Source organism: Sphingomonas sp. BL-S-28 (assembly GCF_055521515.1).
In genome coordinates this window covers 2,034,302-2,058,587 of record NZ_CM145484.1, presented here as the reverse complement: position 1 = coordinate 2,058,587, position 24,286 = coordinate 2,034,302, and the positions used below count along the sequence as shown (strand labels likewise).

The following is a 24,286-nucleotide window of genomic DNA, read 5'->3' as shown; positions in this document are numbered from 1 at the left end:
TCGCCCTCGCGAAGGCGGGGGCTCCGCTTCCTTTGCACTGCGTCTCAAGAACAAGCGGGATCCCCGACTTCGCGGGGATGACGGGATTTGGGCAGCGTTACTTAGCGGCAATGGTCAAAACAAGGCGGGAAAGCTGTGCCTTCCCGCCCCGCTGATGCTTAGGCCTCGACCTTCGCCGCTTCGGCAAAGTCGCGGTGGGCAAGGTAGCGCTCGGCATCGAGTGCGGCCATGCAGCCGGTGCCGGCGGCGGTGATCGCCTGGCGGTAGGTGTGATCCATGACGTCGCCGCAGGCAAAGACGCCGGGGATTTCGGTCTTCGGCGTACCAGGTTCGACCAGCAGGTAGCCGGTCTCGTCCATCGGCAGCTTGCCCTTGAACAGTTCGGTCGCCGGGGCGTGGCCGATGGCGACGAAAGCGCCGTCGGTGAGGATTTCGCTCTGCTCGCCGGTGTGCGTATCGATCAGGGCCAGCGCGCGCAGTTCGCCGTTCTCGCCCTCCATGAAACGCTCGACGCGCTTGTTCCACACCACCTTGATCTTCGGGTTGGCGAAGAGGCGATCCTGCAGGATCTTCTCGGCGCGCAGCGTATCGCGGCGGTGGATCAGGGTCACTTCGTCGGAGTGGTTGGTGAGGTACAGCGCCTCTTCCACGGCGGTGTTGCCGCCGCCGATCACCACGACCTTCTTGCCGCGATAGAAGAAACCGTCGCAAGTGGCGCAGGCGGACACGCCCTTGCCCGAAAGCTCCTGCTCACCGGGAACGCCCAGCCACTGCGCCTGCGCGCCGGTGGCGATGACGAGAGTGTCGCCTTCGTAGACGTCGCCCGAATCGCCCACGGCGCGGAACACCGGCCCTTCCAGATCGACCGAGGTGATCACGTCGTACATCATTCGCGTGCCAACGTGGACGGCCTGTGCCTCCATTTCCTGCATCAGCCAGGGGCCCTGGATCACTTCGCGGAAACCGGGATAGTTCTCGACATCGGTGGTGATGGTCAGCTGACCGCCGGGCTGAAGACCCTGCACCACGATCGGCTCCATGCCAGCGCGCGCGCCGTAGATCGCGGCGGACAGGCCGCCGGGGCCGGAACCGATAATGAGCATGCGGGTCTTGTGCGTGGTCGCCATTTACGAAGCCTCCGGCCTGAATCTCAAACAATGCAATTCGTGAAAATCGTCGGGGCGCGAGATAGGGGCAAGACCCCCGGTTTGCCAAGCGTTCCGGTCCTCATGGAAATACTTGATCCCCGCAAATCATCGCTTCGCCGTGGTTGACGGGCCCTGTTCGGCGGACCACGCTCAGCCGATGGACACACAACTCGGCCCCACTTCCAACCACTTCGTCTCGCAGCGCCTGCGGCTCAACTATGTCGACTGGGGCAATGTCGACGCGCCGCCGCTGATCCTGCAGCATGGCGGGCGCGACCATTGCCGCAGCTGGGACTGGGTGGCCGAGGAGCTTCGGCGCGACTGGCACGTGATCTGCCCGGACCTACGCGGCCACGGCGATTCCGAATGGTCCCCCGAAGGCCACTACGGCATGGACGCGATGGTCTACGACTTCGCGCAGCTGGTGCACACGCTGGGTTATGACAAGGTGACGATCATCGCCCATTCGCTGGGCGGCGGCATCGCCACGCGCTTCACCGGGCTGTTTCCCGACAAGGTGGAGAAGTTCGTCAATATCGAGGGACTCGGCCCTCCGCCGCATATCCGCCGCCAGATGGAAGAGCGCGGCGTGGGCGAACGGCTGCGCCAGTGGATCGACGACAAGCGCAAGGCCGCCGGCCGCACACCCCGCAAATACGCCACCCGCCGCGACGCCTATGAGCGCATGAAGGAAGAGAACTCCTTCCTGACCGACGAGCAGGCCCGCCACCTGACCATCCATGGCACCAACCGGAACGAGGATGGCACCTGGAGCTGGAAGTTCGACAATTACGTCAACATCTGGTCGGTCTCCGACATGCCGACCAGCGACGTTACCGCGCTGTGGCAGGCGATCACCTGCCCGATGCTGATGTTGTGGGGAAAGAACAGCTTCTCGCAGAGCCCCTCGATCGACGGGCGGATCGACTATTTCCCGACGGCGCAGCTGATCGAGTACGACGATGCCGGGCATTGGCTGCACCATGACCAGTTCGACCGGTTCATGGGCGACGTGAAGGCGTTCCTCGCCAGGTGACGGCCGACATGATCGCAATCGCGATCACCCGATGCGCACCCTTGCGATGGTTGTATTGCTGATAATAACTATGCTTAGTATCTGCGCGCAGAAGTTCCGGGCCCGAGTCTCGGCCCCAGCGCGCACCAAGGGCATAGGAACGCATGAACGCCGAAACCTCGATCAAGGCCGAAGACAACATTGTTTCGGTCCCACGCGCAAAGCGGCGCTCTCTGCGGGCGGTGCTGATGATTGCCGGCCCGCTGATCGTGCTGGCCGGCGCGGGTTGGTTCTATCTTTCCGGCGGTCGCTATGAAGAGACCGACAACGCCGCACTGCAGACCGGCATGGTCGCGGTCAGCCCCAATATCGCGGGCACTGTCGTCGCCATCGAAGTTCATGAGAACGACCGCGTTCGCAAGGGACAGGTGCTGTTCCGCATCCGCCCGACCAACTTCGCCGCCGCCGTCGATTCCGCCGAAGCCGAACTGGCCAAGGCGGAAACCGATGCTGCCTCCCTGCGCGCCGATTACCGCGAGGCCCTGACGCAAGTCTCCACCGCCAAGGCGCGGCACGATTTCGCCGTGGGCGAAGCCGCGCGCCAGAAATCGCTGACCGGCGAAGGCATTTCCTCGCGCGCGCAGTACGAACAGGCCGCGACCGAGGCTCGTGCATCGCAACAGGCCATTGCGGCTGCCGAGGCGCGCGTCGAAAGCCTGCGCGCCAGTCTGGCCGGGCGGGTCGACGGCGACACATCCGCCCTGCCCGAAGTGCGCAAGGCCGCCGCGAAACTGGCGCAGGCCCGCATCGACCTTGGCGATACCGAAGTGCGCGCGGCGCAGGACGGCGTCGTCACCCGCGTGAACCAGCTTCAGGTCGGCAACTACGTCTCGCCCGGTCGCGCGGTGTTCATGCTGACGGGCCAGAACTTTTGGGTGCAGGCGAATTTCAAGGAAGACCAGCTTCACTACATGCGTGCGGGCCAGCCGGCGACCGTGAAGCTGGACGCATTCCCGGACCGCACGTTCAAGGCCCATGTCCAGAGCTTCAGCCCCGGCACCGGATCCAGCTTTTCCGTCCTTCCTGCAGAGAACGCCACCGGCAACTGGGTGAAAGTGGTGCAGCGCCTGCCCGTGCAGATCACGCTGGATGAAGCGGCGGGCGACCTGCCGCTGGGCGCCGGGCTTTCCGCCACGGTCACGGTCGATACCGGGCACCAGCGCCATCTCTTCGCCGCCGATACGACGGCCAAGACCACACCCCAAAAGCGCTGAGGAACTCGGGTCATGCCGGCGACCTCGGCCTACCCGCCGCCGCTTGAGCGGCTGCTGATCACGGTGCCCTGCATGCTGGCATCGACGATGGTGGCGGTGGACGTGACCATCGCCAACGTCGCCTTGCCGCACATGCAGGCCAGCCTCTCCGCCTCTCAGGAGCAGGTGCTGTGGGTGCTTACCAGCTACCTTGTCGCCAGCGCCATCGCCACCCCGCTCAGCGGCTGGCTGGCCGGACGCGTGGGGCGCAAGAACGTGATGCTGTTCTCGGTCGCCGGGTTCACGCTGGCCTCGGCGCTCTGCGGGCTGGCGACGGATCTTCAGACGATCATCCTCGCCCGCTTCCTGCAGGGCGCCTGCGGGGCTGGCCTCGTTCCACTGAGCCAGGCAATCCTGCTGGACATCAACCCGCCGGAAGAACATGGCAAAGCCATGGCGATCTTCGCGCTCGGCTCCATGGCCGGGCCGATCATCGGCCCCACACTGGGCGGCTGGCTGACCGATGCGCTGTCGTGGCGCTGGGTGTTCTTCATCAACCTGCCGTTCGGCGCGCTCTCGTTCCTGGGAATGCTGGCCTTCCTGCGCCGCCGCCCCAGCCGGCTACAGACGCGGTTCGATCTGCTGGGCTTTATCCTCGTCTCGATCGCGCTGACGACATTGCAGCTGATCCTCGACCGGGGCGAGCATCTGGACTGGTTCGATTCCGGAGAGATCCGCATCTATGCGCTGATCTGCTCGGTGGCGACCTATCTGATGGTCGTGCACATGGCGACTGCGCGGGACACTTTCATCCGGCCCAGCCTGTTCAAGGACCGTAATTTCGCGATCGGATCGATCTTCTCGATGATGATCGGCGTGGTGGCCTTCGCCACGATCCCGATGATCGTGGTGATGACGCAGTCGCTACTCGGCTATTCGGCGCTGCAGGCGGGCTTCATCAGTCTGCCCCGTGCGATCGGCACGCTGACGTCGATGCTGATCGTTTCCCGCGTGCTCAAGTATGTCGATACGCGCGCGGTGATCGTCACCGGGCTGGTGCTGATGGGCACCGGAATGCTGATGTATTCGCGTGTGGACCTCTATGTGGACCAGCGCACCTTGCTCATTTGCGGGCTGGTGCAGGGACTGGGCAGCGGAATGATCTTCGTGCCGCTGTCGGTCATCGTCTTTTCCACGCTGGACCCGGCCTTGCGCAACGAGGGCGCGGCGATCTTCGCGCTCACGCGCAATGTCGGCAATGCGGTGGGCATATCGGCGATCCAGTACGAATATCTCCACCTGATCGCCCAGTCCCGCAACGATCTGGTGCAGCACGTCCGCCCCGACAATCCCGTGTTCGCCTGGGCCCGCCCCGATTTCGACTTCGGATCGCAGCAGGCCCTGTCCGCCATCTATGGCGAAGTCTCCCGCCAGGCGACGATGGTGGGCGACGTCACGCTGTTCCACGCCGTGTTCCTGCTGACCCTCTGCCTGATCCCGCTCGTGATGATGATGCGCGTGCGCAAGATGCAGGTGGACACCCATACGCTGCCCATCGGGGAATGACCTTGCGCAAGACCGCCACTCTCGTCCCGCTGCTTCTCTGCGCCGCCTGCACGGTGGGGCCGCACTATGCGCCCCCTGCCCCGCCTTCAGCCCAAGCGGGCTATGGCGCCGCGGCCGAAAGCGCATCGCTGGGCGAAGCGGCGCAGTCGGATTGGTGGAAGGCTTTCGGCAATGCCCGGCTCGATGCGCTGGTGGCGCAGGCCCTCGCCGGCAATCACTCGCTGGCGGCATCGCGCGCAACCCTGGAAAAGGCACGTCAGCAGGTCGCCGCCGTGGCCGGCCGGCAGTTGCCGCAACTGGATGCCAATGCCCGCGCGGAGTACGAGCGGGTCAATCTGGCTGCCTTCGGACTTTCCAGCGATTCTCAGTTCGGCGCGATCCCCAACCCGAAGTTCGACCTCTACACGCTGGGCGGCGGCGTCAGCTACGACCTCGATCTCTTCGGCGGCAACCGCCGCGCGCTGGAACGCGCCACCGCACAGGCCGAAGCAGAGGCGCGCGCGACCGAGGCAGCGCACCTGCTGATCGCCGGACGCGTGGTTGCCCAGGTGCTTGCCATCGCCGCCCTCAACGACCGGCTGGACACCGAACGCGCGCTGATCGCAGAGGATGAGCGCAACGTCTCGCTCACGCAGAAACGCGACCGTGCCGGCGAAGGCACACAGGTGGAAGTGCTGAGCGCGCAGGGCCAACTCGCCAATGATCGGGCGGACCTGCCGGGGCTGGAACAGCAACTGGCCGAAGGCCGCGCGATGCTGGCGGTGCTGCTGGGCATTTCACCGCAGGAACTGGGCGAAACCGGGTTCGGCCTGAGCGCCTTCGTGCTGCCGAGCAATGTGCCGGTCGCGCTGCCCTCCACACTGGTCCATTCCCGCCCGGACATTCGCGAGGCGGAAGCGCGGCTTCACGCCGCCGTGGCCGGAGTGGGCGTCGCCACCGCTAACCTTTATCCGGACATCACGCTGGGGGCGACGACCAGCCAGTCGACATCCGAAATCGCCAGTATGTTCAGCAGCAAGTTCAACGCTTTCGACATCTTCGCAGGCGTTTCCGCGCCGATTTTCCATGGCGGCACCTTGAAGGCCGAAAAGCGCGAGGCAGAGGCCGAAGCGCAGGCCGCCGCCGAACAGTATAAGCAGGTGGTGACCGAAGCCTTCGGTCAGGTATCCGGCCTGCTTTCGGCACTGGGCAACGATGCCCGCGAACTCGGCGCGCGGGAAACGGCGGCGCAAGTTGCTGACCATTCGCTGCGCCTCTCTCGCCGCAGCTTCGAAGTGGGCAACAGCGGCGTGTTGCAAGTGCTGGATTCCAGCCGATCGTCGCAGCACGCGCGATTGGCGCTGGTCGATACCCGCGCGCGGCAGTTCCAGAACGTCGCGCGGCTCTATGCGGCAACGGCGGGCGGCTGGGTACCGGCGGAGACCGTTGCCGCCCGTTGAAGCGGCCTCAGGTCAGCAGGTAGTAACCCAGCACCAGCCAGCAGGCGACGCACATCGCCACGGCGGTAATAAGCGAGCGAACGTCCTGTTTGTCATCGCGCTTGCCGCTTCCCAACGCCATCGCGGGCGCGGGAATCACCATTCCCCCCGCCGAGTCGATGCGGCGTTCGAAACGGATAGTCTTCTCATCAGCGACCTTCATCCACGCATCCTCTCTCGTGCGCGGGCGCGATGTGGAGGCTTTGCGCCTCCTTTCCTGTTCAGGCCCCGTGTCCTGTTCCGGATCGCCCCCGCCGGTCCCCGATCACCCGACCTTTTTGGCCGTGGCGACCCGAAGCCACTGGCTTCAACCGACATGCTATCAGACGAATGCGTTCCTGCAATCTCTCTCCACATTGCCCGCTTGCCTCCCATGGCATAGGTCTTTTGCCAGTTTGCCACGGACAATTTCTTCATGACCGATCATGCCCTGCTCTCCATCAAGTCGCGCCTCGTATGCGGCGGCGAAATCGCCATGGGTCCGGGCAAGGCAGACCTGCTGGAGTCGATCCGCACGCATGGCTCGATCTCGGCAGCGGCGCGGGCGATGGACATGAGCTATCGCCGCGCCTGGCTGCTGGTCGATGCGATGAACCGCTGCTGGGCCAGCCCGCTGGTGGCCACTTCTCCCGGCCGCGCGGGCGGTGCCGGCGCCGTCCTTACCGCAGCGGGCGAGACGGTGCTCACCCATTACCGGGCGCTGCAGCGGCGGATCGAACAGGCGGCCGACAATGCGGATCTGGCCGCGCTTTCAACGCTTCTGCGGCAAAGCCCGACCGAACCGCGCGGGCACTGAACTGCACGTGAAGGCACCCTAGGCAAGACCGGACGGACCATATACAGCCGGATACAGATACTTTCGGAAGGTTTTCCAAGATGCTCCGGCTGCGCGCGCTGTTCCTGCCTGTCCTTCTCCTGCTCGCCTCGCTCTGGACGCCTGCTTTCGCGCAGTCGGAAGGCCCGCTGGTGCTGGCCGCCGCCAGCCTGCAGGAAGCGATGAATGCCGCTGCCGATGGCTGGGCAAAGAAGGGCCATCCGCGCCCGAAGATCTCCTTCGCCGCCTCTTCCGCGCTGGCCCGCCAGATCGAGGCGGGCGCGCCGGCCGATGTCTTCGTTTCCGCCGATGAGCCGTGGATGGACGAAGTGCAGGCCAAGGGCCTTGTCCGCAAGGGCACGCGCGTTTCGTTCCTGACCAACGATCTCGTCATCGTCGCGCCCAAGGCCAAGCCGCAGCGCATCGCCATCAAGCCCGGCTTCCCGCTGGCCCGCGCGCTGGGCAATGGGCGGCTGGCCGTGGGCGATCCGGCAGCGGTTCCGGCGGGCATCTACGCCAAGCAGGCGCTGACCAAGCTGGGCGTGTGGGATTCGGTGAAGGACAACCTTGCCCCGGCAGAGAACGTGCGCGCCGCACTGGCGCTCGTGGGCCGCGGCGCCGCGCCGCTGGGCATCGTCTATGCCACCGACGCGCGCGCCGAACCGGCCGTGATGGTGGCCGGCGTGTTCCCCGCCAATTCGCACCCGCCGATCAGCTATCCGGTCGCCGTGCTTTCCGCCTCGCGCAATCGCGATGCCGAAGGGTTCCGCCGCTACCTGATCTCGGCCGAGGGCAAGGCGGTGTTCCGCAAGTTCGGCTTCGGCACGAAGTAACCGGACCCGCGCGTGAACCTGACGCCAGAGGAATGGGAAGTCCTGCTGCTGTCGCTCAAGGTCAGCGGCGTGGCGATGGCCTGCGCGCTGCCGCTGGCCTTCGCGCTGGCATGGGTGCTGGCCCGCTGGCGCTTTCCCGGCGTGATCGTTCTCGACGCGCTGATCCATCTGCCGCTGGTCCTGCCTCCGGTGGTGACCGGCTGGCTGCTGCTGATCGCGCTGGCCCCCAATTCCACGATGGGCCGCTTTTTCGAGAATGCCTTCGGCCTCACCTTCATGTTCCGTTGGACCGGGGCCGCGCTCGCCGCGACGATCATGGCGCTGCCGCTGATGGTGCGCGCCATGCGCCTGTCGATCGAGGCGGTGGACCGCCGTTACGAACTGGCCGCGCGCACGCTGGGCGCCGGCCGCTGGCGCACGTTCGCCACGATCACCCTGCCCCTTACCCTGCCCGGCATTCTGGCCGCGCTGGTGCTGGGCTTCGCGCGTTCAGTGGGTGAATTCGGCGCCACGATCACCTTCGCCTCCAACATTCCGGGCGAGACGCGAACCCTGCCGCTGGCCATCTACAGCGCCCTGCAGGTTCCCGGCGCGGAATGGCAGGTAGCGCGACTGGCGGGGCTGTCGATCGCTCTCTCGCTGGGTGCCCTGGTGATTTCCGAATGGATGGCACGCCGCAATCAAGCGGGGGCAATGCGCTATGTCATTTGACGTTTCGCTCAGCCTCAAGCGCGGGAAACGGACGTTCGACTATGCCTTCCGCGCCGAACAAGGCGGACTGACCGCGCTGTTCGGTCCGTCCGGCGCGGGCAAGACCACGCTGCTCGACATGATCGCCGGTCTGGTGAAACCGTCGCGAGGCCACATCGCGGTTTCCGGCGACATCCTGTTCGATGCCGAACGCCGCATCAACCTGCCGCCCGAACGCCGCCGCTGCGGCTATATTTTTCAGGACCTGCGCCTGTTCCCGCACAAGACCGTGCACGACAACCTGCTCTATGGCTGGCGCATCGCCGCGCCCGAACACCGCTGGCTGGAGCAGGAGGTCGCGCTGGAGGTGCTGGGCATCGGCCATTTGCTCAGCCGGATGCCCGCCACGCTATCCGGCGGTGAGGCGCAGCGCGTCGCCATCGGCCGCGCGCTGCTGGCTGGCCCGCGCTTCCTGCTGATGGACGAGCCGCTCGCCTCCGTCGATGCGGAGCGGCGCGAGGAAATCCTGCGCGTGATCGAACGCGTGCGCGACGAATTGCGCCTGCCGATCCTCTACGTCAGCCATGACCGGGCCGAAGTGGACCGGCTGGCCGACCGGGTGATCGAAGTCCCCGCGCCGGCCGCCGTCTCGGCCTGAATTACTTGAGCGCCAGCGCAACGACAGTGCGCGGCCGCTGATCCGCCAGCACTTCCTGCGCCGCGTCCACCAGCGCGCCGCGCCCATGGCTGCGGACCAGTCCGCGCGTGATCTGCTTCAACTCGTGGCAATTGAGCCAAGGATGCCCGGCACCGTACTGGTTCGCAATCACGACGCTGATCTTGTCCAGCGCGCGGGTAGCGCCCTGCTGCCCGTAACGCCCGACAAATCCGGCCTGAAGCGAACGGGCCGCGTCATTCAGATCGTCCAGATGCTCCTTGGTGAAATCGCCGTAGTCCGCCTGGAAATCGTCGGTCGTCCGGCGGCAGCGCAGGCTGGTCACCATCAGCATGATGTCGAGCCGGCGCAACTGCTCCGCGCCGTCGCCCGCCCCGGCGGTTGCGGCCGGAACCGGCCCGGACTTGTTCTTTTCGATACCCGGCTTGGCCGCGTGAGCCGGATCGGACAGGCCGACCGCCAGCGCCGCCACCAGACCCATGATCGACCCCGCCAACAAGCGACGTTCGCCGCCGCGCGAGGTTCGATGGCCCAGTGTCCCTCGATTATGTCGTCCCCCTACGGCGACGCGCTTCATGCTCATCATCGCTTGCCTCCTCCGACGATCCGGCATTTGCCGAACCCCGCAGACAGGCTCTCACGCAGTGGTTCACCGGATTTTAATGGCTCAGGTGAAGGCGATTTTAACCATGTTCGACGCGCGCACCGTTTGCGCCCCGACACGGCCGCCCTATATCAGCGCGCATCCGCGATTCATTTGCAGACAAAGGATAAATCCATGACCATCGCCGTTGGTGACAAGCTGCCTGACGTAAAGCTGATCAAGGCCGGCGAAGGCGGCCCCGAACCGGTTCAGACCGCAGACTTCTTCGCTGGCAAGAAGGTTGCGCTGTTTTCGGTTCCCGGCGCCTTCACGCCCACCTGCTCGGCCAAGCACCTTCCCGGCTTCGTGGACAAGGCTGCGGAACTCAAGGCGAAGGGCATCGATGCGATCGCCTGCACCGCCGTGAACGACGCTTTCGTGATGGGCGCATGGGGCAAGGCCTCCGGCTCCGACGACGTGGCCATGCTGGCTGATGGCAATGGCGATTTCGTCAAGGCGATCGACCTCGTGATGGACGGCACCGGCTTCGGCATGGGTGAGCGCGGCAAGCGCTTCTCCATGGTCGTCAACGACGGCGTGGTCGAACAGCTGAACGTCGAAGCGCCGGGCGCGTTCGAAGTCAGCTCCGCCGACTACATGCTCGGTCAGCTCTAATTTCAGGCTGACGTTTGAAAAGGCGGCGCCTCCATTCGGAAGCGCCGCCTTTTTCCTGAGCATCGGTAGGGCGTTGGCTCACGCCCGATATTCCGGCCCGGCTTGCCCCTCCCCGGCCGGCGCGATAGCGTCCGCGCAAAGAGAGGAATTTCCATGACCCGTTCGGTTATCGTCACTGGTGGATTCGGCATACTCGGCAGCGCCGTTGCCGCCGCTTTCGCTGCGCAAGGCGATCAAGTCGCCCGCATCGACTTCGCCCCTTCGGCCCGCGAGCCCTTGGCAGGCGCGCTGGATATCGGCGGCGTCGACCTGACGAACGAAGCCGCAACCCGCGCCGCGCTCGACAAGGTGGCGGCAGCGCATGGCGGCATCGACGTGCTGGTGAACATCGCCGGCGGCTTCATCTGGGAAACGCTGGAAGGCGGATCGCTGGCCTCGTGGGCGAAGATGCAGGCCATGAACCTGACGACCGCCGCCACGATCACCCAGCTCTCGCTGCCCGCGCTCAAGGCTTCGGCGGCCGGGCGCGTGATCAGCATCGGCGCGGGCGGTGCGGTGAAGGCGGGCATGGGCATGGGCGCTTATGCCGCCTCCAAGTCCGGCGTCCACCGCCTGACCGAAGCACTGGCCGAGGAACTGGCCGGCACCGGCGTCACCGTGAACGCCATACTGCCCAGCATCATCGATACGCCCACCAATCGCGCCGATATGCCGGATGCCGATTTCTCGACCTGGGTGCAACCGCAGGCGATTGCGGACGTGATCCTGTTCCTCGCCTCCAACGCCGCGCGTGCGGTAACAGGCGCGCTGCTGCCGGTTACGCGCGGCGGTTGAGGCGGCTCGCACGGACCCTTGCGATTGAGCCGACTTGGGTCGGGATCGACCCAGCCCCAACTCATATTACCTCGTCATCCCCGCGAAGGCGGGGATCCCGCTTTTCTGGCGATGTCGCAGAAAGGCAGCGGGGCCCCCGCCTTCGCGAGGGCAACGGAGTTAGGGGTTTCGAGATAATGTCCGTACTCTGTCCGCATTAATTCGCGAAATCTAGCGCCTGACGTAAACCACCACCCCGTCAGCACCCCGGAATATCCGCTTCCAGCGCGGCGAATGCGCCAGTTCCGCGGCGATCGGCGCATTGTGGTCTTCCTGGATGACGAAGGCCACCGGGTGCCACTTGGCGATAACGTCCACCAGCGGGACGTAGCCATTCTCGATCCCGCCGTTGTACTGCCATTCGTCATGGGTGTAGCGGTAATAGCGCCCGTCGTAAGCCACGCGCCAGTTGGGCCAGCCGGCATCGATCACCGGGCCGCCGAACGGGAAATCCGCATAGACCGTACCGCGCAGGTTTTCCTGTTTCAGTCGCGCGATGCTCTCCAGCGGCAGGCTCGGCGCAAAGCGCGTGGGCGCCAGGAGCGGCAAGGCCAATGCCACCACTGCGACGGCGGCAGCGGGCAACCAGCGTGGGGCGGCAAGTGCGCGCTCTTGCGAACTCGCCCCGCGCGCGACCACCGGCACCATCGCCAGCGCCCAGAACAGCACGAAGCGATAGGCGAAGATCGTCATGACCAGCAGCGCCAGCGCCACCAGCACTTCGGCCGGGTCGTAGCGACGCCCGCGCAGCACGGTCCATAACGTCAGCAGCAGCACGGCCAGCACCGGCACGGCATTGTTCCAGTTCGCCGGGATCCACAGCGGCCGCCACTCGCTGGCGCCGATGGCCAGGCTCATCTCCGTATTGGTGGCGGAGATGGCGAGGATGGAGAAACCGTCCGGCGTCGCGAAGATCACCGCGATGGCCACCAGCGTCAGCACGGCAGCGGGAACCGGCAGCGGGCGATTGCGGTCGCGCAGCCAGAGCAGGCCGCCAACGACAGTTTGAATGCCCAAGGTCAGCACACCGATGCTCACCGAGGGGTGGAAATTCTGCCAGAGCACCAACAGCGGCGCGCCCAATGCGATCGTGAGCAGCGGGCGGAGGCGCAGCTGCATCAGCGCCAGCAGCAGGCCGAAGCACAGCGCCGCGAAGCTCTGCGGACGGATGCTCGCGGTCGGCAAGGCTGCAAAGAAGGCCAGTGCCAGTGCCAGCGCGATTGCGGGCGCGGTAGCGCCGCGATGGCGGCAGGCCGCGGCGACGGCCCAGAAGCCGCCCAACCAGACCAGCGAATCGAACACTCGCAGCAGGCCCCAGCCGCCCAGCAAGCGCACCCAGGCCATGCTCGCCTGCGCCAGCCAGCCCACCGCCGGCAGTGGCTCGCCCAGATGGAGCGCGGCGAAAGGTTCGCGGGAAATCGGGCCGCCATGAGCCAGGATGATCTCACCCAGCTTCAACTGCCAGAAGATGTCGACGTCCCAGACGCTGCGCAGCAGCAGCACGCAAAGCATCGCCGCCGGAACCAGCGCAGCCCCGTAACGCAGCAGAGGGGCGCCCTGCCCTTCGACGCTATTCTTGAAACCGCTCAAACTACCCCCGGCGCGGCGCGAATGGCGCCGCCAAGCCTCCATCGCCGCACGGCGGGAGCCGTTCAAGCTCCCGGCGCGCGGAAACGGGGATAAGCGCCGGTTTGAAAATTCGCGAAACGCGAATTGTGCGGCGCCGGCTCACTCCTCCGCCCGACCTCCCTACAGGGTAGAATCTGGGAGGTCGGGTGGGGGAGTAAGCTGGCGCCGTGCCAGAATGCCCCCTCAGTAGCCCATCAGGCTCAGCACTTCCTTGCGGCTGCGCTCGTCCTCAAGGAACGTGCCCATCATGCGGCTGGTGATCATGCTGACGCCCGGCGTGCGCACGCCGCGCGCGGACATGCAAGCGTGGCTGGCCTCGATCACCACGGCAACGCCGTGCGGCTTCAGATGCGTCCAGATGCATTCGGCCACTTCGGCGGTCAGCCGTTCCTGGATCTGCAGGCGCTGCGCATAGCCCTGCAGCACCCGGGCCAGCTTGGAAATGCCCACCACGTGATCGCGCGGCAGATAGGCGATCGCCGCCTTGCCGATGATCGGCGCCATGTGGTGCTCGCAGTGCGACTGGAACGGAATGTCCTTCAGCAGCACGACTTCATCGTAGCCGCCCACTTCCTCGAACACGCGGCTGAGGTGGATGGCCGGATCCTCGCCATAGCCCTGGCAATATTCCTTCCACGCCCGCGCCACGCGCTTGGGCGTGTCCAGCAGCCCTTCGCGCTCCGGATCGTCGCCGGACCAGCGGATCAGCGTGCGGATCGCTTCCTGCACGTCTTCCGGCACCGCAGGCTTCTTTTCGAAAGGGCTGTCCTCGTCGGGACCGACCAGGCTGCTCATCCCTTGATACTCCTTCGCAATCTTTCCTGTAGGCGCAGCCGCATAAGCTGCCCCTTGCGGCGGAACAGACCGCGCCGCTCGATCGGCTCGAACATCTCACCGGGTCGTTCCGGATCGAGCAGAGCGCTTTCCCCCAGCGCTCTTTCAGCATCGGAGAGATGTTTCAAGGGCAAGCGTTCGAGATGTTTGCCCACCGGCACAAGACCTTCGATCATCGCGGCCATCGAATCGTAACGATCCAGCGCCTCCGCGATCACGTCCTCAGTCTTGCCACAGTGCTCGGCCAGCAATCGAATGCGCAAAGCGCGGATCGCCGGAACCACATGGACATTGGCCGGGCGTGCCGCATCGATGAACACGTCGCACTCCGAATCGAGACCCATCGACCGGTTGTTCATGTTTGCCGAGCCTACGCGCAGAATCTCGTCATCGACGATCAGCAGCTTGGCGTGGACGTAGATGGGCTCGCCGTCCGCCGCGCGCGGGTGAAAGATGTGGAAGCGGCCGGCGTGATCGGCATTGCGCAGCGTCTTCACCAGTTCCACGCGCGCGGTGTCCATCGCCACCTGTTCCAGCCAGCCGCTGGCGCTCAAAGGATTGATGATGACGATTTCCGGCGGATCATCCTCCAGCAATCGCTCGGCAATCGCCTCCGCCACGGCGCGGGAGGCGAAGTATTGCGTCTCCGCATAGATAAAGCGCTTGGCACGGCGGATCTGCTCGACGAAAAGCTGCTCGATCTCCGACACTTGCGAGCAACCGTCATATTCCGCGCGCGTGCGGGCTATGCCGATCTCGACGTTTTCGAACTCGGCCACCAGTCCTTCGGGCCAGGGTACGAAGTCCTGCGGGGCGCAGGGCACGATCTCGTCGCCCCCGGCCGCCGCCCAGCGCGCCCGCCCGAGTTCGGCCAGCGTGCCGGCCACTTCGCCTTCCATCACCATCGTCAGATCGTGCCAGGGTCCGTAGAGCCGACCACTGGGCCTGCGGCGGCGCGGGTCGTGCGGGCGATGCTCGGGCGTGTCCCAACGGTCGGAGGTCATGTCGATGCCTCCGCAGGCAGCGAACACATCGTCGATCACCACGATCTTCTGATGGTGGCTGCAGCCGATCGGATGGGCGCCGTCGAAGCGGAAGTGGATGCGATCGCGAAAGGCCCAGCGGATCAGGTCGATCACCATGGTGCCGCGAAACAGCGACTTCACCAGAGAGACGTTCCACTTCAGCAGCAGGATCTCCAGCCGTGGCTGGCTCCGCACCAGCCAGATGATGAAGGATCCCAGCCGTGCCGGAAACCGGTCCTTGCGACCGCCCTGCCACCAGCGCCGGCCGGATGTGAGCAGGATGCGCGAATCGAAATCCCACCCGATCATGAAAATCCGCTGCCGCGCCGATTCCATCGCTTCGCGAATCACGGAGAAGTAGTCTGCGGCGTCGATCACCACATGCGCCCGGCGCGCCATGGCATAGCGCCAGACCGACGGAGAGACGGCAGGCTCCTCCGCCTCTTTCAAAATCTCGCTTTCCAATGCGTTCCCCCGTTCGATCTCAATCGCGCGCGCGTACCCAGGTGCTGCACCTAGCGAACAAGAGCGCAACATGTTCCCTGCGGCAAGGGCCATGGCATTTCGCCGCCGTTACGCAGTTCACCGCATACAGCGAACGAAACGACGGGTTTGGGCCGCTTCATCGCAAAATGAGGTCGGCCCAGCGGTTGATCCGGCACCGTTCACCCGCCATTCCGTTACGCACATGCAAACAAGCATGTCTTTCACCCCGCTCCTTCCCACGCGCAACGGCGCGCGGAGCGGGTTCCGGCTCTGGCCGGATCGTATCGTCCGGGTCGTCAACTTTCCGGACCTGTTTTTGAGGGCCCTCTTGCGTTGGAGGGCTGCGTGTCGGTCGCCGTTGGGTCGGCTTCCGCATCGAGAAGGAGTACGCCATGAAGAAATCGATCATCGCCGCCGCGCTTGCCGCAGCCACGCTCGTTCCCGCCGCCGCCATGGCGCAGGCCGCACCGGCGACCGCTGCCGCCGCAGCCGAGCCGACTGCCGGTGCGAAGGTCTTCGATGCCGAAGGCAATGAAGTGGGCTCGGTAGAGGCCGTGCAGGGCGACGTGGTGACCGTCAACACCGGCGTCGCACGCGCGGGCCTGCCCAAGTCTGCCTTCGTCACCCGTGACAAGGGCCTGACGATCGGCATGACCAAGGCCCAGCTGGAAGCCGCCGTGCAGGGCGCGCAGGCCAAGACCGGCGAAGCGCTGGCCACTGCGCTGGTGCCCGACGCGCCGGTGAAGAGCAGCGACGGCGTCGTGCTCGGCACCGTCAGCAAGGTTGAGGGCGATAACGTGACCGTGGCGCTGCAGACCGGCTCGCCCGTCTCGCTCAAGAAGAACACCATCGGCCTTGGCGCCGACGGTGCGCTGGCTGTCGGCGTGACCGCCGCCCAGTTCAACGCATCGGTTCAGGGTGCTGCTGGCGGCTCCAGCGGCAAGTAAAAATCGGCCCCGGATTTGCCGGGGACCTGATGGGATGGAGGCCCGGGATCGCAATGCCGATCCCGGGCCTTTTGCATTTTTCGGCCAAAGTCCTTGCGATAATACCCCGTGTTGGCCCACTAGGGCGTCGATCTGCCGCTTTGCGACGATCGCCCCCTCGCCTATTTTGGTGCCTGCCTTTCGGCGCCTGAGCCGGGCCGCCCGCTTTCGGGCTTGCCGCGATGAGATGATCGGAACCGAATGACGCCCCTGGAACACTTTCGCTCATTCCAGAAGTCGGCACCCGGCCTCGACAGTTCGCTCGCCATGGCCCGCAGGCGCGCAGCGACGGTGCTCGGCGCAGTGGCGCTGGGCATGATCGCCATAGTCTTCGCCTGGATGGGCGATCTGGCGCAGAAGATTTTCACGCAGTTCCAGGCCCAGCATCGTTATGCGCCGCTAGTGATGACCCCGCTGGTCTTCGCGGCGACGGTTGCCATTACCAAGCGCTGGGCGCCGGCCGCCAAGGGATCGGGCATCCCGCAGGTCATGGCGGCCGGACACGACCTGCAACTCGCCAATTCACGCCTGCTTTCGCTGCCGACCGCCATCGCCAAGCTGCTGCTGACCACGGTGATGCTGCTGGTGGGCGGATCGGTGGGGCGCGAAGGGCCGACCGTGCAGGTTGCCGCCGCGATAATGGTCACCTGCCACCGCATTCTGCGCGTGCCGATCTCGGCCGGGGTGCTGATCGCCGGCGGCGCCGCAGGCGTAGCTGCCGCCTTCAATACGCCGCTGGCAGGCGTCGCCTTCGCGATCGAGGAACTGGCCGCCGCCTTTGAACAGAAGGTCGCGGTGCTGGTGATGGGCGCCGTGGTGATCTCCGGCCTCGTCAGCCTGGCGGTGGCGGGCGACTACGTCTATTTCGGGGCGATGCGCCAGACACTGGGCGTTACCTCCGTACTGCTGATCACACCCGTGGCGGGCGTTGCGGGCGGCGTGCTGGGCGGCCTGTTCTCGCGCACCCTGCTTTCTTTCTCGCGCAGCACGCACCCCTTGTTTCAGACGGCCCGGGCTCGGCCAGTCACGCTGGCGCTGGTTTGCGGGATGATCGTGGCGGTAACCGGCGTGCTTACCGGATCGACCTGGGGCACCGGCTACGAAACCACGCGCCACATGATCGAGGGGACGGCAAACCCCTCCCCCTGGTTCGGCCCGGCCAAGTTCCTCGCCACGGCGGCCACGGCCGTCTCCGGCGCGCCGGGCGGCATCTTTGCACCCTCGCTGTCGGTCGGCGCGGGACTGGGGCAATTGCTGTCTTACGGATTTCCGGACGATCCGGCCCCAGCCATCGTGCTGCTGGGCATGGTCGCCTATTTCGTAGGGGTGGTGCGTGCACCGCTGACGGCCGTGATCATCCTGATGGAAACCACCGCCAGCCGCGGCATGATCGTGCCGCTGTTCCTCACCGCCATCATCGCCGATGCCGCCAGCACGCTGGTCTGCAAGGAAAAGCTCTACCACGGCCTGTCGCGCGCTTTCGCTCGCCCGCAGGCTTCCGATGAGGCGAAGGCTGGCAGCTAATAGGGCGGGCGATGCGATTCGCGCCGCCCGTTCGCGCACCGCGCAGACAATAAAAAACCCCCGAATGATCGGAGGTTGCTGTGGTGAGGAAAGTGGCGCGCCCGGAACGATTCGAACGTCCGACCCTCAGATTCGTAGTCTGATGCTCTATCCAGCTGAGCTACGGGCGCGCAGATGCCCTATGTATCCATACGGCGAAAGGTCTGGAAACCTCTCTATGGAGAAATGGCGCGCCCGGAACGATTCGAACGTCCGACCCTCAGATTCGTAGTCTGATGCTCTATCCAGCTGAGCTACGGGCGCGTGCCAATTTCTATCCAACCAAGGCCACGATTTCCCCGAGAGGAAAGTGGCGCGCCCGGAACGATTCGAACGTCCGACCCTCAGATTCGTAGTCTGATGCTCTATCCAGCTGAGCTACGGGCGCGTTGGAGTGGCGCCAATAGAAAGGGATCCGCCCCCCGTCAACGCCTATATCGCACTTGAGCGCAGGAATTTGCACAAGGCCGCCGCCAAAGGATAGTCGAGCGGCGGCATTGCCAGCGTTTCGATGGCTTCGGGGGCATACCAGCCAAGCGCCTCCGCCTCGTGCGGGTGAGGCTCGCCCCGCCATTCGCGGCAAACGTAAAGAAGTATGACAAGCGATCGGGCCCCGTCCCCGGTTCGCCCGCTGGCGAAGCTCACCGGCTCCAGCACGGTGCGATCGAGCCCCAGCGCCAGTTCCTCGTCCAGTTCGCGCACGGCCGCCGCTTCGGGGCTTTCGCCCGGCTCGACCTTGCCTCCGGGAAATTCCCATAGCCCGCCGTGCATGCTGGTGAAGGGCCGCTGCTGCATCAGCACCCGCCCGTCTCCGCGCACGAGCGCCACGGCAACGACGACCATCGGTGTAAAAGAATTTTCCAGCATCGATACCCTTATTAGGAACTCGTTAACGCCACGATGGCATCCCCGAGAGTGTTCTGGAGAACTGCAGGGTGCATCATGACTGTTCGATCGATCGGCGTGCGAATTCTTAAAGAAGAAACCGCCGCCACCACCGTCGAATACGGACTGATCCTTGGATTGATTGTACTTATGGTTGTCGTAGCAATCAGCGGCGCCGCCGATGAAGCTGTTGGCATGTGGAATAGCATCGCCTCGAAGTCATCTACTGCAATCTCCGCAAGCTGAAGAAAATTCCAACTTAAACATTTTTCAACACTTCCAACCTAAAAGCGAAATTGTCCGGAGCGCTGAAGCGAGACGCCAGGCGGGATGGACCGGGTACAGAAGACTGCTTTACATCAGGAGACATACCATGAAGTTTCTCGCCAAGCTGCGTCGCAACGAAGAAGGCGCCACCGCTATCGAATACGGCCTGATCGCCGCCCTCATCGCTGTTGCCGCGATCGCCGCCATGCAGGGCATGGGCTCGCAGCTCACCTCGACCTTCTCGAAGACCTCGTCGACCCTGGGTTCGACGAACTCGTAAGAAGCTTTCGAGCTAAACGGTTCAGGGCGGCAGGGAAACCTGCCGCCCTTTTCCGTTTCCGGCTCGGCAATCTTGAAAGGCCCTCGGGAAACCGGGGGCCTTTTCAGTATGTGACGATCTTCACCTTCTGGCCGGGCACCAGGCGATCGCTTGCCTGCAGTCCGTTCAGCACCAGAAAACGGTCCAATTGCGCATCGGAATAGGCCATGCGCGCGGCCAGAGACTGCGAAGTGTCGCCCGCCTTGACAGTCACCACCCGCAGCAGGCGCGGCCGCACCTGCCCCGCCTCCGCCGCGGAGATGCGGCGCATGGACTTGAACATCGGGTTGAAGACGCCAACGCCCCCTACTTTCGTCATCGTCAGGAAGTGATAGGCATTGCCGCTACCGAAGTCGTAAGCGAAGACCGCTACTTCCACCTGATTGCCCGAAGTCTGCACCCGCGCCACGCCATAGGCGGCGGGAATGCCGTTCACGGTGGCCTTCTCGATACTGTCCGGCTGGATGCGCGACTGCCCCTTGTCGGTCAGCCCGGCAAAAACGCCGTCGATATAAGCGTCGAGACCCGTGCCCAGCCGGCCGCCGCCGAATTGCGCCTTACCCGATTGCCCGCTGATCGAAACCGTCTGCGTGCCGTTGACCATGTAGAACCCGGCAGGCGCCTGGAACGCCAGCTTCAGGTCGGGATGGATGAAGCGGGTGCCGTCGACCACCCCCTGATGCGGATCGTCGCCGTAAGTCAGGCCATCGATTCGCGAGAGGAACATGTCGCGATTCGTGGTTCCGGTGGCACCATTGCCGGCAAGCGACTGAGCATCGCGCACGCGCGAAGCCGGATCGGGGTGCGTCGATGCCCATGCAGGCACCCGCGCCGAGTTGCCGTTGAGCCGCGCTTCCAGCGCATTCTGCCGCGCAAGGCTGTCCAGCACCGTCGCCATCGCCCGTGGATCGTACCCGGCCCGCTTCAGGTAAGTGATGCCCAGCCGGTCCGCCTCCTGCTCCTGCGAGCGCGAATATTGCAGCGTCAGCATCTGCGTGCCTTGTGTCGCGACCTGCTGACCCAGTTGCCCCAGCGCGCTGTCACCCAGCAAGACGCCGGACAGGATCGAGCCCAGCACGCCGATAATCTGGTTGCGATTCGCCGCCTGCTGCCGCTTGGCCGAATGCCGCGCGGCCACGTGGCCCACTTCGTGCCCCAGCACTCCGGCCAGTTCCGCTTCGTTGTTCATCAGTTCCGCCAACTGGCGGGTGACGTAGATATAGCCGCCCGGAATCGCGAAAGCGTTGTTTACCGAGGAATTGAGCAGCGTGACCGTGAAGTCGCCTTTCGCATTCGAAAGGCCGGACTGGACGGCGATGTTCTTGCCCACCTGCTCCACGTAAGCGGCTTGTGGCCCGCTCACCGCGCCGCCGAATTCCGCCAGAAGATCGGGATGGGCCTTGGCCCCTTGCGCCTTGTCAGCCTGACTGATCGCGGTGACGGCCGGATAGGCCGCAGCCGCCGTGGCCATCTCCACACTGCCCGGAGCGAGGGCCAGCACAATCGCGCCCGACAGCGCCGCGCCCCGGCCCCGCCCCACCTTTCCTGCAGTCATGGCTTCTCCCTTCGCACCTTGGTTGCCGTAGACAACTGGCCGGACAAGCCCCTGTTCCGCAAGAGCGTTCGGGAGAGTGGAAGGCGCCCTATCCCTGCCGTGCCAGCGGATGCCGTGCATTCACCAGGGCCACCAGTCGGGCGCTTTCGACGTGCGTGTAGATCTGGGTGGTGGCAATATCGGCATGGCCCAGCAAGGTCTGCAGCACGCGAAGATCCGCCCCGCCTTCCAGCAGGTGCGTGGCGAAAGCATGGCGCAACACGTGCGGAGAAACGCGTTCCGGGTCGAGGTCCGCACGAACCGCAAGATCGCGCAGCAGTTGGAACAGCCGCACCCGCGTGAGATGGCCGCTTTCGCCGCGCGAGGGAAAAAGGTGGCGCGATCCCTCCGGCCGAACCGCCAGCCAGCGCGAAAGCACCGCGCGGGCGCGCCCGCTGACCGGAACCATCCGCTGTTGCCCGCCTTTGCCGGTAACGTGAAGGAACGGCGCATCGCGCGGCACTGCCGCGACCGGCAGCGACACCAGTTCGCTGGCGCGCAACCCCGAACCGTAGAGCAATTCCAGCAAGGCGAGCATCCGCACCGATTCGGGCTTGTCCGCCGCAGCTTCTTCCTCGGCCTGCGTCAGGAAGCGCTCCACCTCGTCCCGCGACAGCAGGCGCGGCAAAGCGCGGCGCGTACGCGGGCGCGGCAGCGAGGGAGAAGGATCGTCTTCCCGCAGCCCTTCGTCGACAAGAAAGCCGTAGAACTGACGCAGCGCCGAACAGCGGCGGGCGAGCGTCGCGGGCGCAACCGCGCTCCACGCCTTGCCCAATCCGGCAAGCGCATCGCCATCCGCCGTGACGAGGTCGCCCACCTCATCGGCCGCCGCATCGAGATCGCGGCGATAGGCCGCCAGCGTATTGGCGGCGGCACCACGCTCGGCCGCCAGCATCGTTAGGAAGCGCTCGGCAGCTGAAGCCCCTGATGGCGACCTTGCCCGGCTCATCGCCGCATCGGCCTCATCAGGCCCGCGCCACTGCCTCGGCCGCGATCATCCGGGCTTCCGCGTCGAGCCCGACGGCACGCAGCGCGGAGACGATGTGGAAGAGATAGCGCGGCGTCATCAGGTGCCAGTCGCCGCCCTGCATGCCCAGCCCGGCCAGCAGCGCCACGCCGGCCTGATCGCCATTGGCAGCGGCATGGTCCAGCGCCTCGGTAAAGCGGGTCGAACCATCCAGGCCAAGGCCAAGCTGACCGGAGAAGCTGCCGGCATCGCTTTGCTCAATGCGCCCCAGCGCCGCCAGACCGGCAACGAGGAAGGCGCTGCGGCGCTTGTCGGTGCTGTCGTCCGCGTCGACGTAAGTGCTGACCGCGCTGGAACCTACCGCCCGGATCCGCCCCGGCGCGGCAAGCACCAGGAGTGCCCAGCCCTGACTGCCGGACGCCACCACGGGCGACCATGCCAGAGCATTGGCATCGAATCCGGCCGCCAGCATCGAGGTCAGCAGCAGCGGTGCCTGCTCCTCCATGTCCTTGCTGGGCGTGATGCGGGCTGCTGCGGCGGCGGTCAGCACCTGCCGCGCATAAGTGGCATCGGCGCCGCTCGCGCCGCTCCACAGGCTCTGCATCGCCGAAAAGCGTGCCGAAGGGTCGTCGAGCACATAGGCATTGCGCAGCGTTTCCGCGCGCTGTTGCCAATCGCCGTTCACTTCCGGATCGGAATAGAGCTGGCTGTAGAGATCGACCATCGCCGCGTTCGACAGCACGCCCGTGGCACCGGCATGATCGGCGGCGGCAGCGCGGCGCGCCAGACCCACCATCGGCGCGAGTGCGGTCATGTCGTCAAAGAGCGGCCCGGCACCGTCCATCGCGCTATCGGGCGGCGTCAGGCCAACGGCATTGGCAAGGCCAAAGCGCCAAGGCGTCATCGTCGTTACGCCGTCCCACTCGATCGTCACCGCCTTGCGCGAGCGGCCGGCGGCTCCGGCATACTTCTGCGCCAGCAGCAAGTCGATGCGGTCCATCGATCCGCGCACGCGCATCTTGTCCAGCTTCGCCATGGCCGAGGCGCCACTGCCGCGGAACGCCTCGCAGATGGACTTGGCCGCATTCCACTGCGCATCGTCGCGAAGCGAACCGGCCGAGGAGAACACCGGGCAAAGGCCAGTGAAATCGGCCGTGCGCTGATAGGTTTCGAACGCCTGATCGCCCAGTTCGGGCGTGTAGTTGGCGATATCGATATCCTGCAGCACGGCGCGGGCGGCATCGCTTTCGCCCATGCGCAGCAGCAGCGAGACGCGCAGCGCCAGGAAACGCTGCGGGCTCATGCCGGCGGGCGGCGACAGGCGCGAGATCAGCGCGCGGCGCAGCAGGACATGGCCCCAGCGCGAGACGAGCTGCCCGCGATTGGCAGCCAGCGCCGCCTCCACCACCGTCCAGTTCATCGTCGAGAGCGAGGAAGCCGCAAAGCCGCCTTCGCTATCGTCGATCAGGCCGACGCGCTCCATCGAACGGCGCGCCTGCGGCGGCATGTCGAGATCGATCTTGTTGCCCAGCAGATCCTCGAAATCCTCGGGCGACATGCGTTCGAGTTCTTCGAGCGTGGGCACGCGCGTCAGCCCGCCCTGCGCAGTCAGGCCAGGAATGCCGCCGCTCGCATCAATGGCGGCCGGCGCAATGCTCGGAAGCTGCTGGATCACCGGCGTGGAGGTGGCACGCGGTGCGGGCGCGGCGCTGCCTCCGCTCGCCGGCGCCGCTGCGGGCGCCTTGGCCGGGGCGGGGGTCGGAGTCGGCGTCGGCTGCTCGAATCCCTTGGGCAGAAGCGATTCGGGGCCGTCCTGCGCCGCCGCCCATACGGACGTGAGCGCCAGCGCGGTGCCGGCCATCACGTGCCAGGCGCGAATGCGAGCGTTCATCATGGCGTCTGCGTTACCTTCTGGTCGGGGACCTTCACCGGCTGGACGATATCGCGGACCTGCCGGTGACCACCGTCAACCCAGGCCAGCCCCCCGATTACCACCACGATCGCGATCACCACGGCCACAGTCACGCCCGGGATCGCTCCCGAAAGCTTTCGCCTGCCCTTTGGTACCGTCACTCGCCTTCCTTCACCGATGCTTGCGCTGCGACCTAGCGCAACTATAGGCGGTGG

General features: G+C 65.6%; 25 protein-coding genes and 3 tRNA genes. 14 read left to right on the top strand and 14 right to left on the bottom strand.

All coding sequences use genetic code 11. The features are described from left to right. Positions 1 to 158 precede the first annotated feature (158 nt). Positions 159 to 1,127, bottom strand: coding sequence for a thioredoxin-disulfide reductase (gene trxB, locus ACZ1JC_RS18480; RefSeq protein ID WP_465135490.1), 969 nt, complete (start codon positions 1,125 to 1,127; stop codon positions 159 to 161). 178 nt (positions 1,128 to 1,305) lie between these two features. Between trxB and ACZ1JC_RS18475 the strand changes: the two genes are divergently transcribed. From ACZ1JC_RS18475 to ACZ1JC_RS18460, 4 genes are all read left to right on the top strand, one after another. Further along, positions 1,306 to 2,184, top strand: a complete 879-nt coding sequence (locus ACZ1JC_RS18475) for an alpha/beta fold hydrolase (RefSeq protein WP_465135491.1) — start codon at positions 1,306 to 1,308, stop codon at positions 2,182 to 2,184. A gap of 143 nt (positions 2,185 to 2,327) precedes the next feature. After that, complete coding sequence (locus ACZ1JC_RS18470; RefSeq protein WP_465135492.1) at positions 2,328 to 3,437, top strand: HlyD family secretion protein; 1,110 nt, start codon at positions 2,328 to 2,330, stop codon at positions 3,435 to 3,437. 12 nt (positions 3,438 to 3,449) lie between these two features. Then, complete coding sequence (locus tag ACZ1JC_RS18465) at positions 3,450 to 4,982, top strand: DHA2 family efflux MFS transporter permease subunit (protein WP_465135493.1); 1,533 nt, start codon at positions 3,450 to 3,452, stop codon at positions 4,980 to 4,982. Next, positions 4,979 to 6,421, top strand: a complete 1,443-nt coding sequence (locus tag ACZ1JC_RS18460) for an efflux transporter outer membrane subunit (protein ID WP_465135494.1) — start codon at positions 4,979 to 4,981, stop codon at positions 6,419 to 6,421. The genes ACZ1JC_RS18465 and ACZ1JC_RS18460 overlap by 4 nt, the downstream gene beginning before the upstream one ends. Positions 6,422 to 6,428: 7 nt before the next feature. Here ACZ1JC_RS18460 and ACZ1JC_RS18455 read toward each other — a convergent pair whose 3' ends face one another. After that, complete coding sequence (locus tag ACZ1JC_RS18455) at positions 6,429 to 6,623, bottom strand: hypothetical protein (RefSeq protein ID WP_465135495.1); 195 nt, start codon at positions 6,621 to 6,623, stop codon at positions 6,429 to 6,431. 252 nt (positions 6,624 to 6,875) lie between these two features. Between ACZ1JC_RS18455 and ACZ1JC_RS18450 the strand changes: the two genes are divergently transcribed. From ACZ1JC_RS18450 to ACZ1JC_RS18435, 4 genes are all read left to right on the top strand, one after another. Continuing rightward, a complete protein-coding gene (locus ACZ1JC_RS18450) occupies positions 6,876 to 7,256 on the top strand; it encodes a winged helix-turn-helix domain-containing protein (protein ID WP_465135496.1) in 381 nt (126 codons plus the stop codon). Positions 7,257 to 7,336: 80 nt separating this feature from the next. Beyond that, on the top strand, positions 7,337 to 8,107 hold the full coding sequence (gene modA, locus ACZ1JC_RS18445) for a molybdate ABC transporter substrate-binding protein (protein ID WP_465135497.1): 771 nt from the start codon (positions 7,337 to 7,339) through the stop codon (positions 8,105 to 8,107). A gap of 12 nt (positions 8,108 to 8,119) precedes the next feature. Beyond that, complete coding sequence (gene modB, locus ACZ1JC_RS18440) at positions 8,120 to 8,818, top strand: molybdate ABC transporter permease subunit (RefSeq protein ID WP_465135498.1); 699 nt, start codon at positions 8,120 to 8,122, stop codon at positions 8,816 to 8,818. Next, on the top strand, positions 8,808 to 9,455 hold the full coding sequence (locus ACZ1JC_RS18435; protein WP_465135499.1) for a molybdenum ABC transporter ATP-binding protein: 648 nt from the start codon (positions 8,808 to 8,810) through the stop codon (positions 9,453 to 9,455). The genes modB and ACZ1JC_RS18435 overlap by 11 nt, the downstream gene beginning before the upstream one ends. 1 nt (position 9,456) lies before the next feature. Here the strand turns inward: ACZ1JC_RS18435 and ACZ1JC_RS18430 are convergent, their stop codons facing one another. Next, the gene (locus tag ACZ1JC_RS18430) at positions 9,457 to 10,059 is read right to left on the bottom strand and encodes an S-adenosyl-L-homocysteine hydrolase (protein ID WP_465169072.1); all 603 of its coding nucleotides are present in this window, start codon (positions 10,057 to 10,059) and stop codon (positions 9,457 to 9,459) included. A gap of 192 nt (positions 10,060 to 10,251) precedes the next feature. On the opposite strand from ACZ1JC_RS18430, the gene ACZ1JC_RS18425 reads away from it, so the two are divergent. Next, entirely contained in the window at positions 10,252 to 10,731 is a 480-nt protein-coding gene (locus tag ACZ1JC_RS18425; RefSeq protein ID WP_465135501.1) for a redoxin family protein, read from the top strand. A gap of 153 nt (positions 10,732 to 10,884) precedes the next feature. Next, complete coding sequence (locus tag ACZ1JC_RS18420) at positions 10,885 to 11,565, top strand: SDR family NAD(P)-dependent oxidoreductase (RefSeq protein ID WP_465135502.1); 681 nt, start codon at positions 10,885 to 10,887, stop codon at positions 11,563 to 11,565. A gap of 210 nt (positions 11,566 to 11,775) precedes the next feature. Here ACZ1JC_RS18420 and ACZ1JC_RS18415 read toward each other — a convergent pair whose 3' ends face one another. From ACZ1JC_RS18415 to ACZ1JC_RS18405, 3 genes are all read right to left on the bottom strand, one after another. Beyond that, on the bottom strand, positions 11,776 to 13,260 hold the full coding sequence (locus ACZ1JC_RS18415) for a hypothetical protein (RefSeq protein WP_465169071.1): 1,485 nt from the start codon (positions 13,258 to 13,260) through the stop codon (positions 11,776 to 11,778). Between the two features lie 156 nt (positions 13,261 to 13,416). Then, entirely contained in the window at positions 13,417 to 14,028 is a 612-nt protein-coding gene (gene folE / locus ACZ1JC_RS18410) for a GTP cyclohydrolase I FolE (RefSeq protein ID WP_395333773.1), read from the bottom strand. Next, entirely contained in the window at positions 14,025 to 15,557 is a 1,533-nt protein-coding gene (locus ACZ1JC_RS18405) for a phospholipase D-like domain-containing protein (RefSeq protein WP_465135504.1), read from the bottom strand. Before ACZ1JC_RS18405 ends, folE begins: the two co-directional genes overlap by 4 nt. A gap of 413 nt (positions 15,558 to 15,970) precedes the next feature. Here ACZ1JC_RS18405 and ACZ1JC_RS18400 point away from each other — a divergent pair, with 413 nt between their 5' ends. Continuing rightward, positions 15,971 to 16,525: a hypothetical protein gene (locus tag ACZ1JC_RS18400; protein WP_465135505.1), complete on the top strand. Its 555-nt coding sequence runs from the start codon at positions 15,971 to 15,973 to the stop codon at positions 16,523 to 16,525. 240 nt (positions 16,526 to 16,765) lie between these two features. Beyond that, positions 16,766 to 18,088 (top strand): chloride channel protein, encoded by a 1,323-nt coding sequence (locus ACZ1JC_RS18395; protein ID WP_465135506.1) that lies wholly within the window; start codon positions 16,766 to 16,768, stop codon positions 18,086 to 18,088. A 93-nt stretch (positions 18,089 to 18,181) separates the two neighbouring features. On the opposite strand, the gene ACZ1JC_RS18390 is transcribed toward ACZ1JC_RS18395, so the two are convergent. From ACZ1JC_RS18390 to ACZ1JC_RS18375, 4 genes are all read right to left on the bottom strand, one after another. Next, positions 18,182 to 18,258 (bottom strand) — tRNA-Arg (locus ACZ1JC_RS18390). 56 nt (positions 18,259 to 18,314) lie between these two features. Further along, positions 18,315 to 18,391, bottom strand: a tRNA-Arg gene (locus ACZ1JC_RS18385). Between the two features lie 47 nt (positions 18,392 to 18,438). Further along, positions 18,439 to 18,515: transfer RNA gene (locus ACZ1JC_RS18380), tRNA-Arg, on the bottom strand. A gap of 44 nt (positions 18,516 to 18,559) precedes the next feature. Next, the gene (locus ACZ1JC_RS18375; protein ID WP_465135507.1) at positions 18,560 to 18,994 is read right to left on the bottom strand and encodes a (deoxy)nucleoside triphosphate pyrophosphohydrolase; all 435 of its coding nucleotides are present in this window, start codon (positions 18,992 to 18,994) and stop codon (positions 18,560 to 18,562) included. Between the two features lie 75 nt (positions 18,995 to 19,069). On the opposite strand from ACZ1JC_RS18375, the gene ACZ1JC_RS18370 reads away from it, so the two are divergent. Continuing rightward, positions 19,070 to 19,258, top strand: coding sequence for a Flp family type IVb pilin (locus tag ACZ1JC_RS18370; RefSeq protein WP_465135508.1), 189 nt, complete (start codon positions 19,070 to 19,072; stop codon positions 19,256 to 19,258). 127 nt (positions 19,259 to 19,385) lie between these two features. Then, positions 19,386 to 19,559: a Flp family type IVb pilin gene (locus ACZ1JC_RS18365; protein ID WP_395333779.1), complete on the top strand. Its 174-nt coding sequence runs from the start codon at positions 19,386 to 19,388 to the stop codon at positions 19,557 to 19,559. Between the two features lie 103 nt (positions 19,560 to 19,662). Here the strand turns inward: ACZ1JC_RS18365 and ACZ1JC_RS18360 are convergent, their stop codons facing one another. From ACZ1JC_RS18360 to ACZ1JC_RS18345, 4 genes are all read right to left on the bottom strand, one after another. Beyond that, the gene (locus tag ACZ1JC_RS18360; RefSeq protein ID WP_465135509.1) at positions 19,663 to 21,153 is read right to left on the bottom strand and encodes a M48 family metalloprotease; all 1,491 of its coding nucleotides are present in this window, start codon (positions 21,151 to 21,153) and stop codon (positions 19,663 to 19,665) included. A gap of 88 nt (positions 21,154 to 21,241) precedes the next feature. Then, positions 21,242 to 22,141 (bottom strand): tyrosine recombinase, encoded by a 900-nt coding sequence (locus ACZ1JC_RS18355; protein ID WP_465135510.1) that lies wholly within the window; start codon positions 22,139 to 22,141, stop codon positions 21,242 to 21,244. A gap of 16 nt (positions 22,142 to 22,157) precedes the next feature. Continuing rightward, the gene (locus ACZ1JC_RS18350; RefSeq protein WP_465135511.1) at positions 22,158 to 24,053 is read right to left on the bottom strand and encodes a hypothetical protein; all 1,896 of its coding nucleotides are present in this window, start codon (positions 24,051 to 24,053) and stop codon (positions 22,158 to 22,160) included. Further along, on the bottom strand, positions 24,050 to 24,232 hold the full coding sequence (locus ACZ1JC_RS18345; RefSeq protein WP_465135512.1) for a hypothetical protein: 183 nt from the start codon (positions 24,230 to 24,232) through the stop codon (positions 24,050 to 24,052). Before ACZ1JC_RS18345 ends, ACZ1JC_RS18350 begins: the two co-directional genes overlap by 4 nt. Between the last annotated feature and the right edge of the window lie 54 nt (positions 24,233 to 24,286).

What these genes read in the sequence shown, in the direction of transcription:
- trxB (WP_465135490.1), bottom strand. Translation starts at nt 1,127, where the DNA reads ATGGCGACCACGCACAAGACCCGCATGCTCATTATCGGTTCCGGCCCC.
- ACZ1JC_RS18475 (WP_465135491.1), top strand. Translation starts at nt 1,306, where the DNA reads ATGGACACACAACTCGGCCCCACTTCCAACCACTTCGTCTCGCAGCGC.
- ACZ1JC_RS18470 (WP_465135492.1), top strand. Translation starts at nt 2,328, where the DNA reads ATGAACGCCGAAACCTCGATCAAGGCCGAAGACAACATTGTTTCGGTC.
- ACZ1JC_RS18465 (WP_465135493.1), top strand. Translation starts at nt 3,450, where the DNA reads ATGCCGGCGACCTCGGCCTACCCGCCGCCGCTTGAGCGGCTGCTGATC.
- ACZ1JC_RS18460 (WP_465135494.1), top strand. Translation starts at nt 4,979, where the DNA reads ATGACCTTGCGCAAGACCGCCACTCTCGTCCCGCTGCTTCTCTGCGCC.
- ACZ1JC_RS18455 (WP_465135495.1), bottom strand. Translation starts at nt 6,623, where the DNA reads ATGAAGGTCGCTGATGAGAAGACTATCCGTTTCGAACGCCGCATCGAC.
- ACZ1JC_RS18450 (WP_465135496.1), top strand. Translation starts at nt 6,876, where the DNA reads ATGACCGATCATGCCCTGCTCTCCATCAAGTCGCGCCTCGTATGCGGC.
- modA (WP_465135497.1), top strand. Translation starts at nt 7,337, where the DNA reads ATGCTCCGGCTGCGCGCGCTGTTCCTGCCTGTCCTTCTCCTGCTCGCC.
- ACZ1JC_RS18435 (WP_465135499.1), top strand. Translation starts at nt 8,808, where the DNA reads ATGTCATTTGACGTTTCGCTCAGCCTCAAGCGCGGGAAACGGACGTTC.
- ACZ1JC_RS18430 (WP_465169072.1), bottom strand. Translation starts at nt 10,059, where the DNA reads ATGATGAGCATGAAGCGCGTCGCCGTAGGGGGACGACATAATCGAGGG.
- ACZ1JC_RS18425 (WP_465135501.1), top strand. Translation starts at nt 10,252, where the DNA reads ATGACCATCGCCGTTGGTGACAAGCTGCCTGACGTAAAGCTGATCAAG.
- ACZ1JC_RS18420 (WP_465135502.1), top strand. Translation starts at nt 10,885, where the DNA reads ATGACCCGTTCGGTTATCGTCACTGGTGGATTCGGCATACTCGGCAGC.
- folE (WP_395333773.1), bottom strand. Translation starts at nt 14,028, where the DNA reads ATGAGCAGCCTGGTCGGTCCCGACGAGGACAGCCCTTTCGAAAAGAAG.
- ACZ1JC_RS18400 (WP_465135505.1), top strand. Translation starts at nt 15,971, where the DNA reads ATGAAGAAATCGATCATCGCCGCCGCGCTTGCCGCAGCCACGCTCGTT.
- ACZ1JC_RS18395 (WP_465135506.1), top strand. Translation starts at nt 16,766, where the DNA reads ATGACGCCCCTGGAACACTTTCGCTCATTCCAGAAGTCGGCACCCGGC.
- ACZ1JC_RS18375 (WP_465135507.1), bottom strand. Translation starts at nt 18,994, where the DNA reads ATGCTGGAAAATTCTTTTACACCGATGGTCGTCGTTGCCGTGGCGCTC.
- ACZ1JC_RS18370 (WP_465135508.1), top strand. Translation starts at nt 19,070, where the DNA reads ATGACTGTTCGATCGATCGGCGTGCGAATTCTTAAAGAAGAAACCGCC.
- ACZ1JC_RS18365 (WP_395333779.1), top strand. Translation starts at nt 19,386, where the DNA reads ATGAAGTTTCTCGCCAAGCTGCGTCGCAACGAAGAAGGCGCCACCGCT.
- ACZ1JC_RS18360 (WP_465135509.1), bottom strand. Translation starts at nt 21,153, where the DNA reads ATGACTGCAGGAAAGGTGGGGCGGGGCCGGGGCGCGGCGCTGTCGGGC.
- ACZ1JC_RS18355 (WP_465135510.1), bottom strand. Translation starts at nt 22,141, where the DNA reads ATGAGCCGGGCAAGGTCGCCATCAGGGGCTTCAGCTGCCGAGCGCTTC.
- ACZ1JC_RS18350 (WP_465135511.1), bottom strand. Translation starts at nt 24,053, where the DNA reads ATGATGAACGCTCGCATTCGCGCCTGGCACGTGATGGCCGGCACCGCG.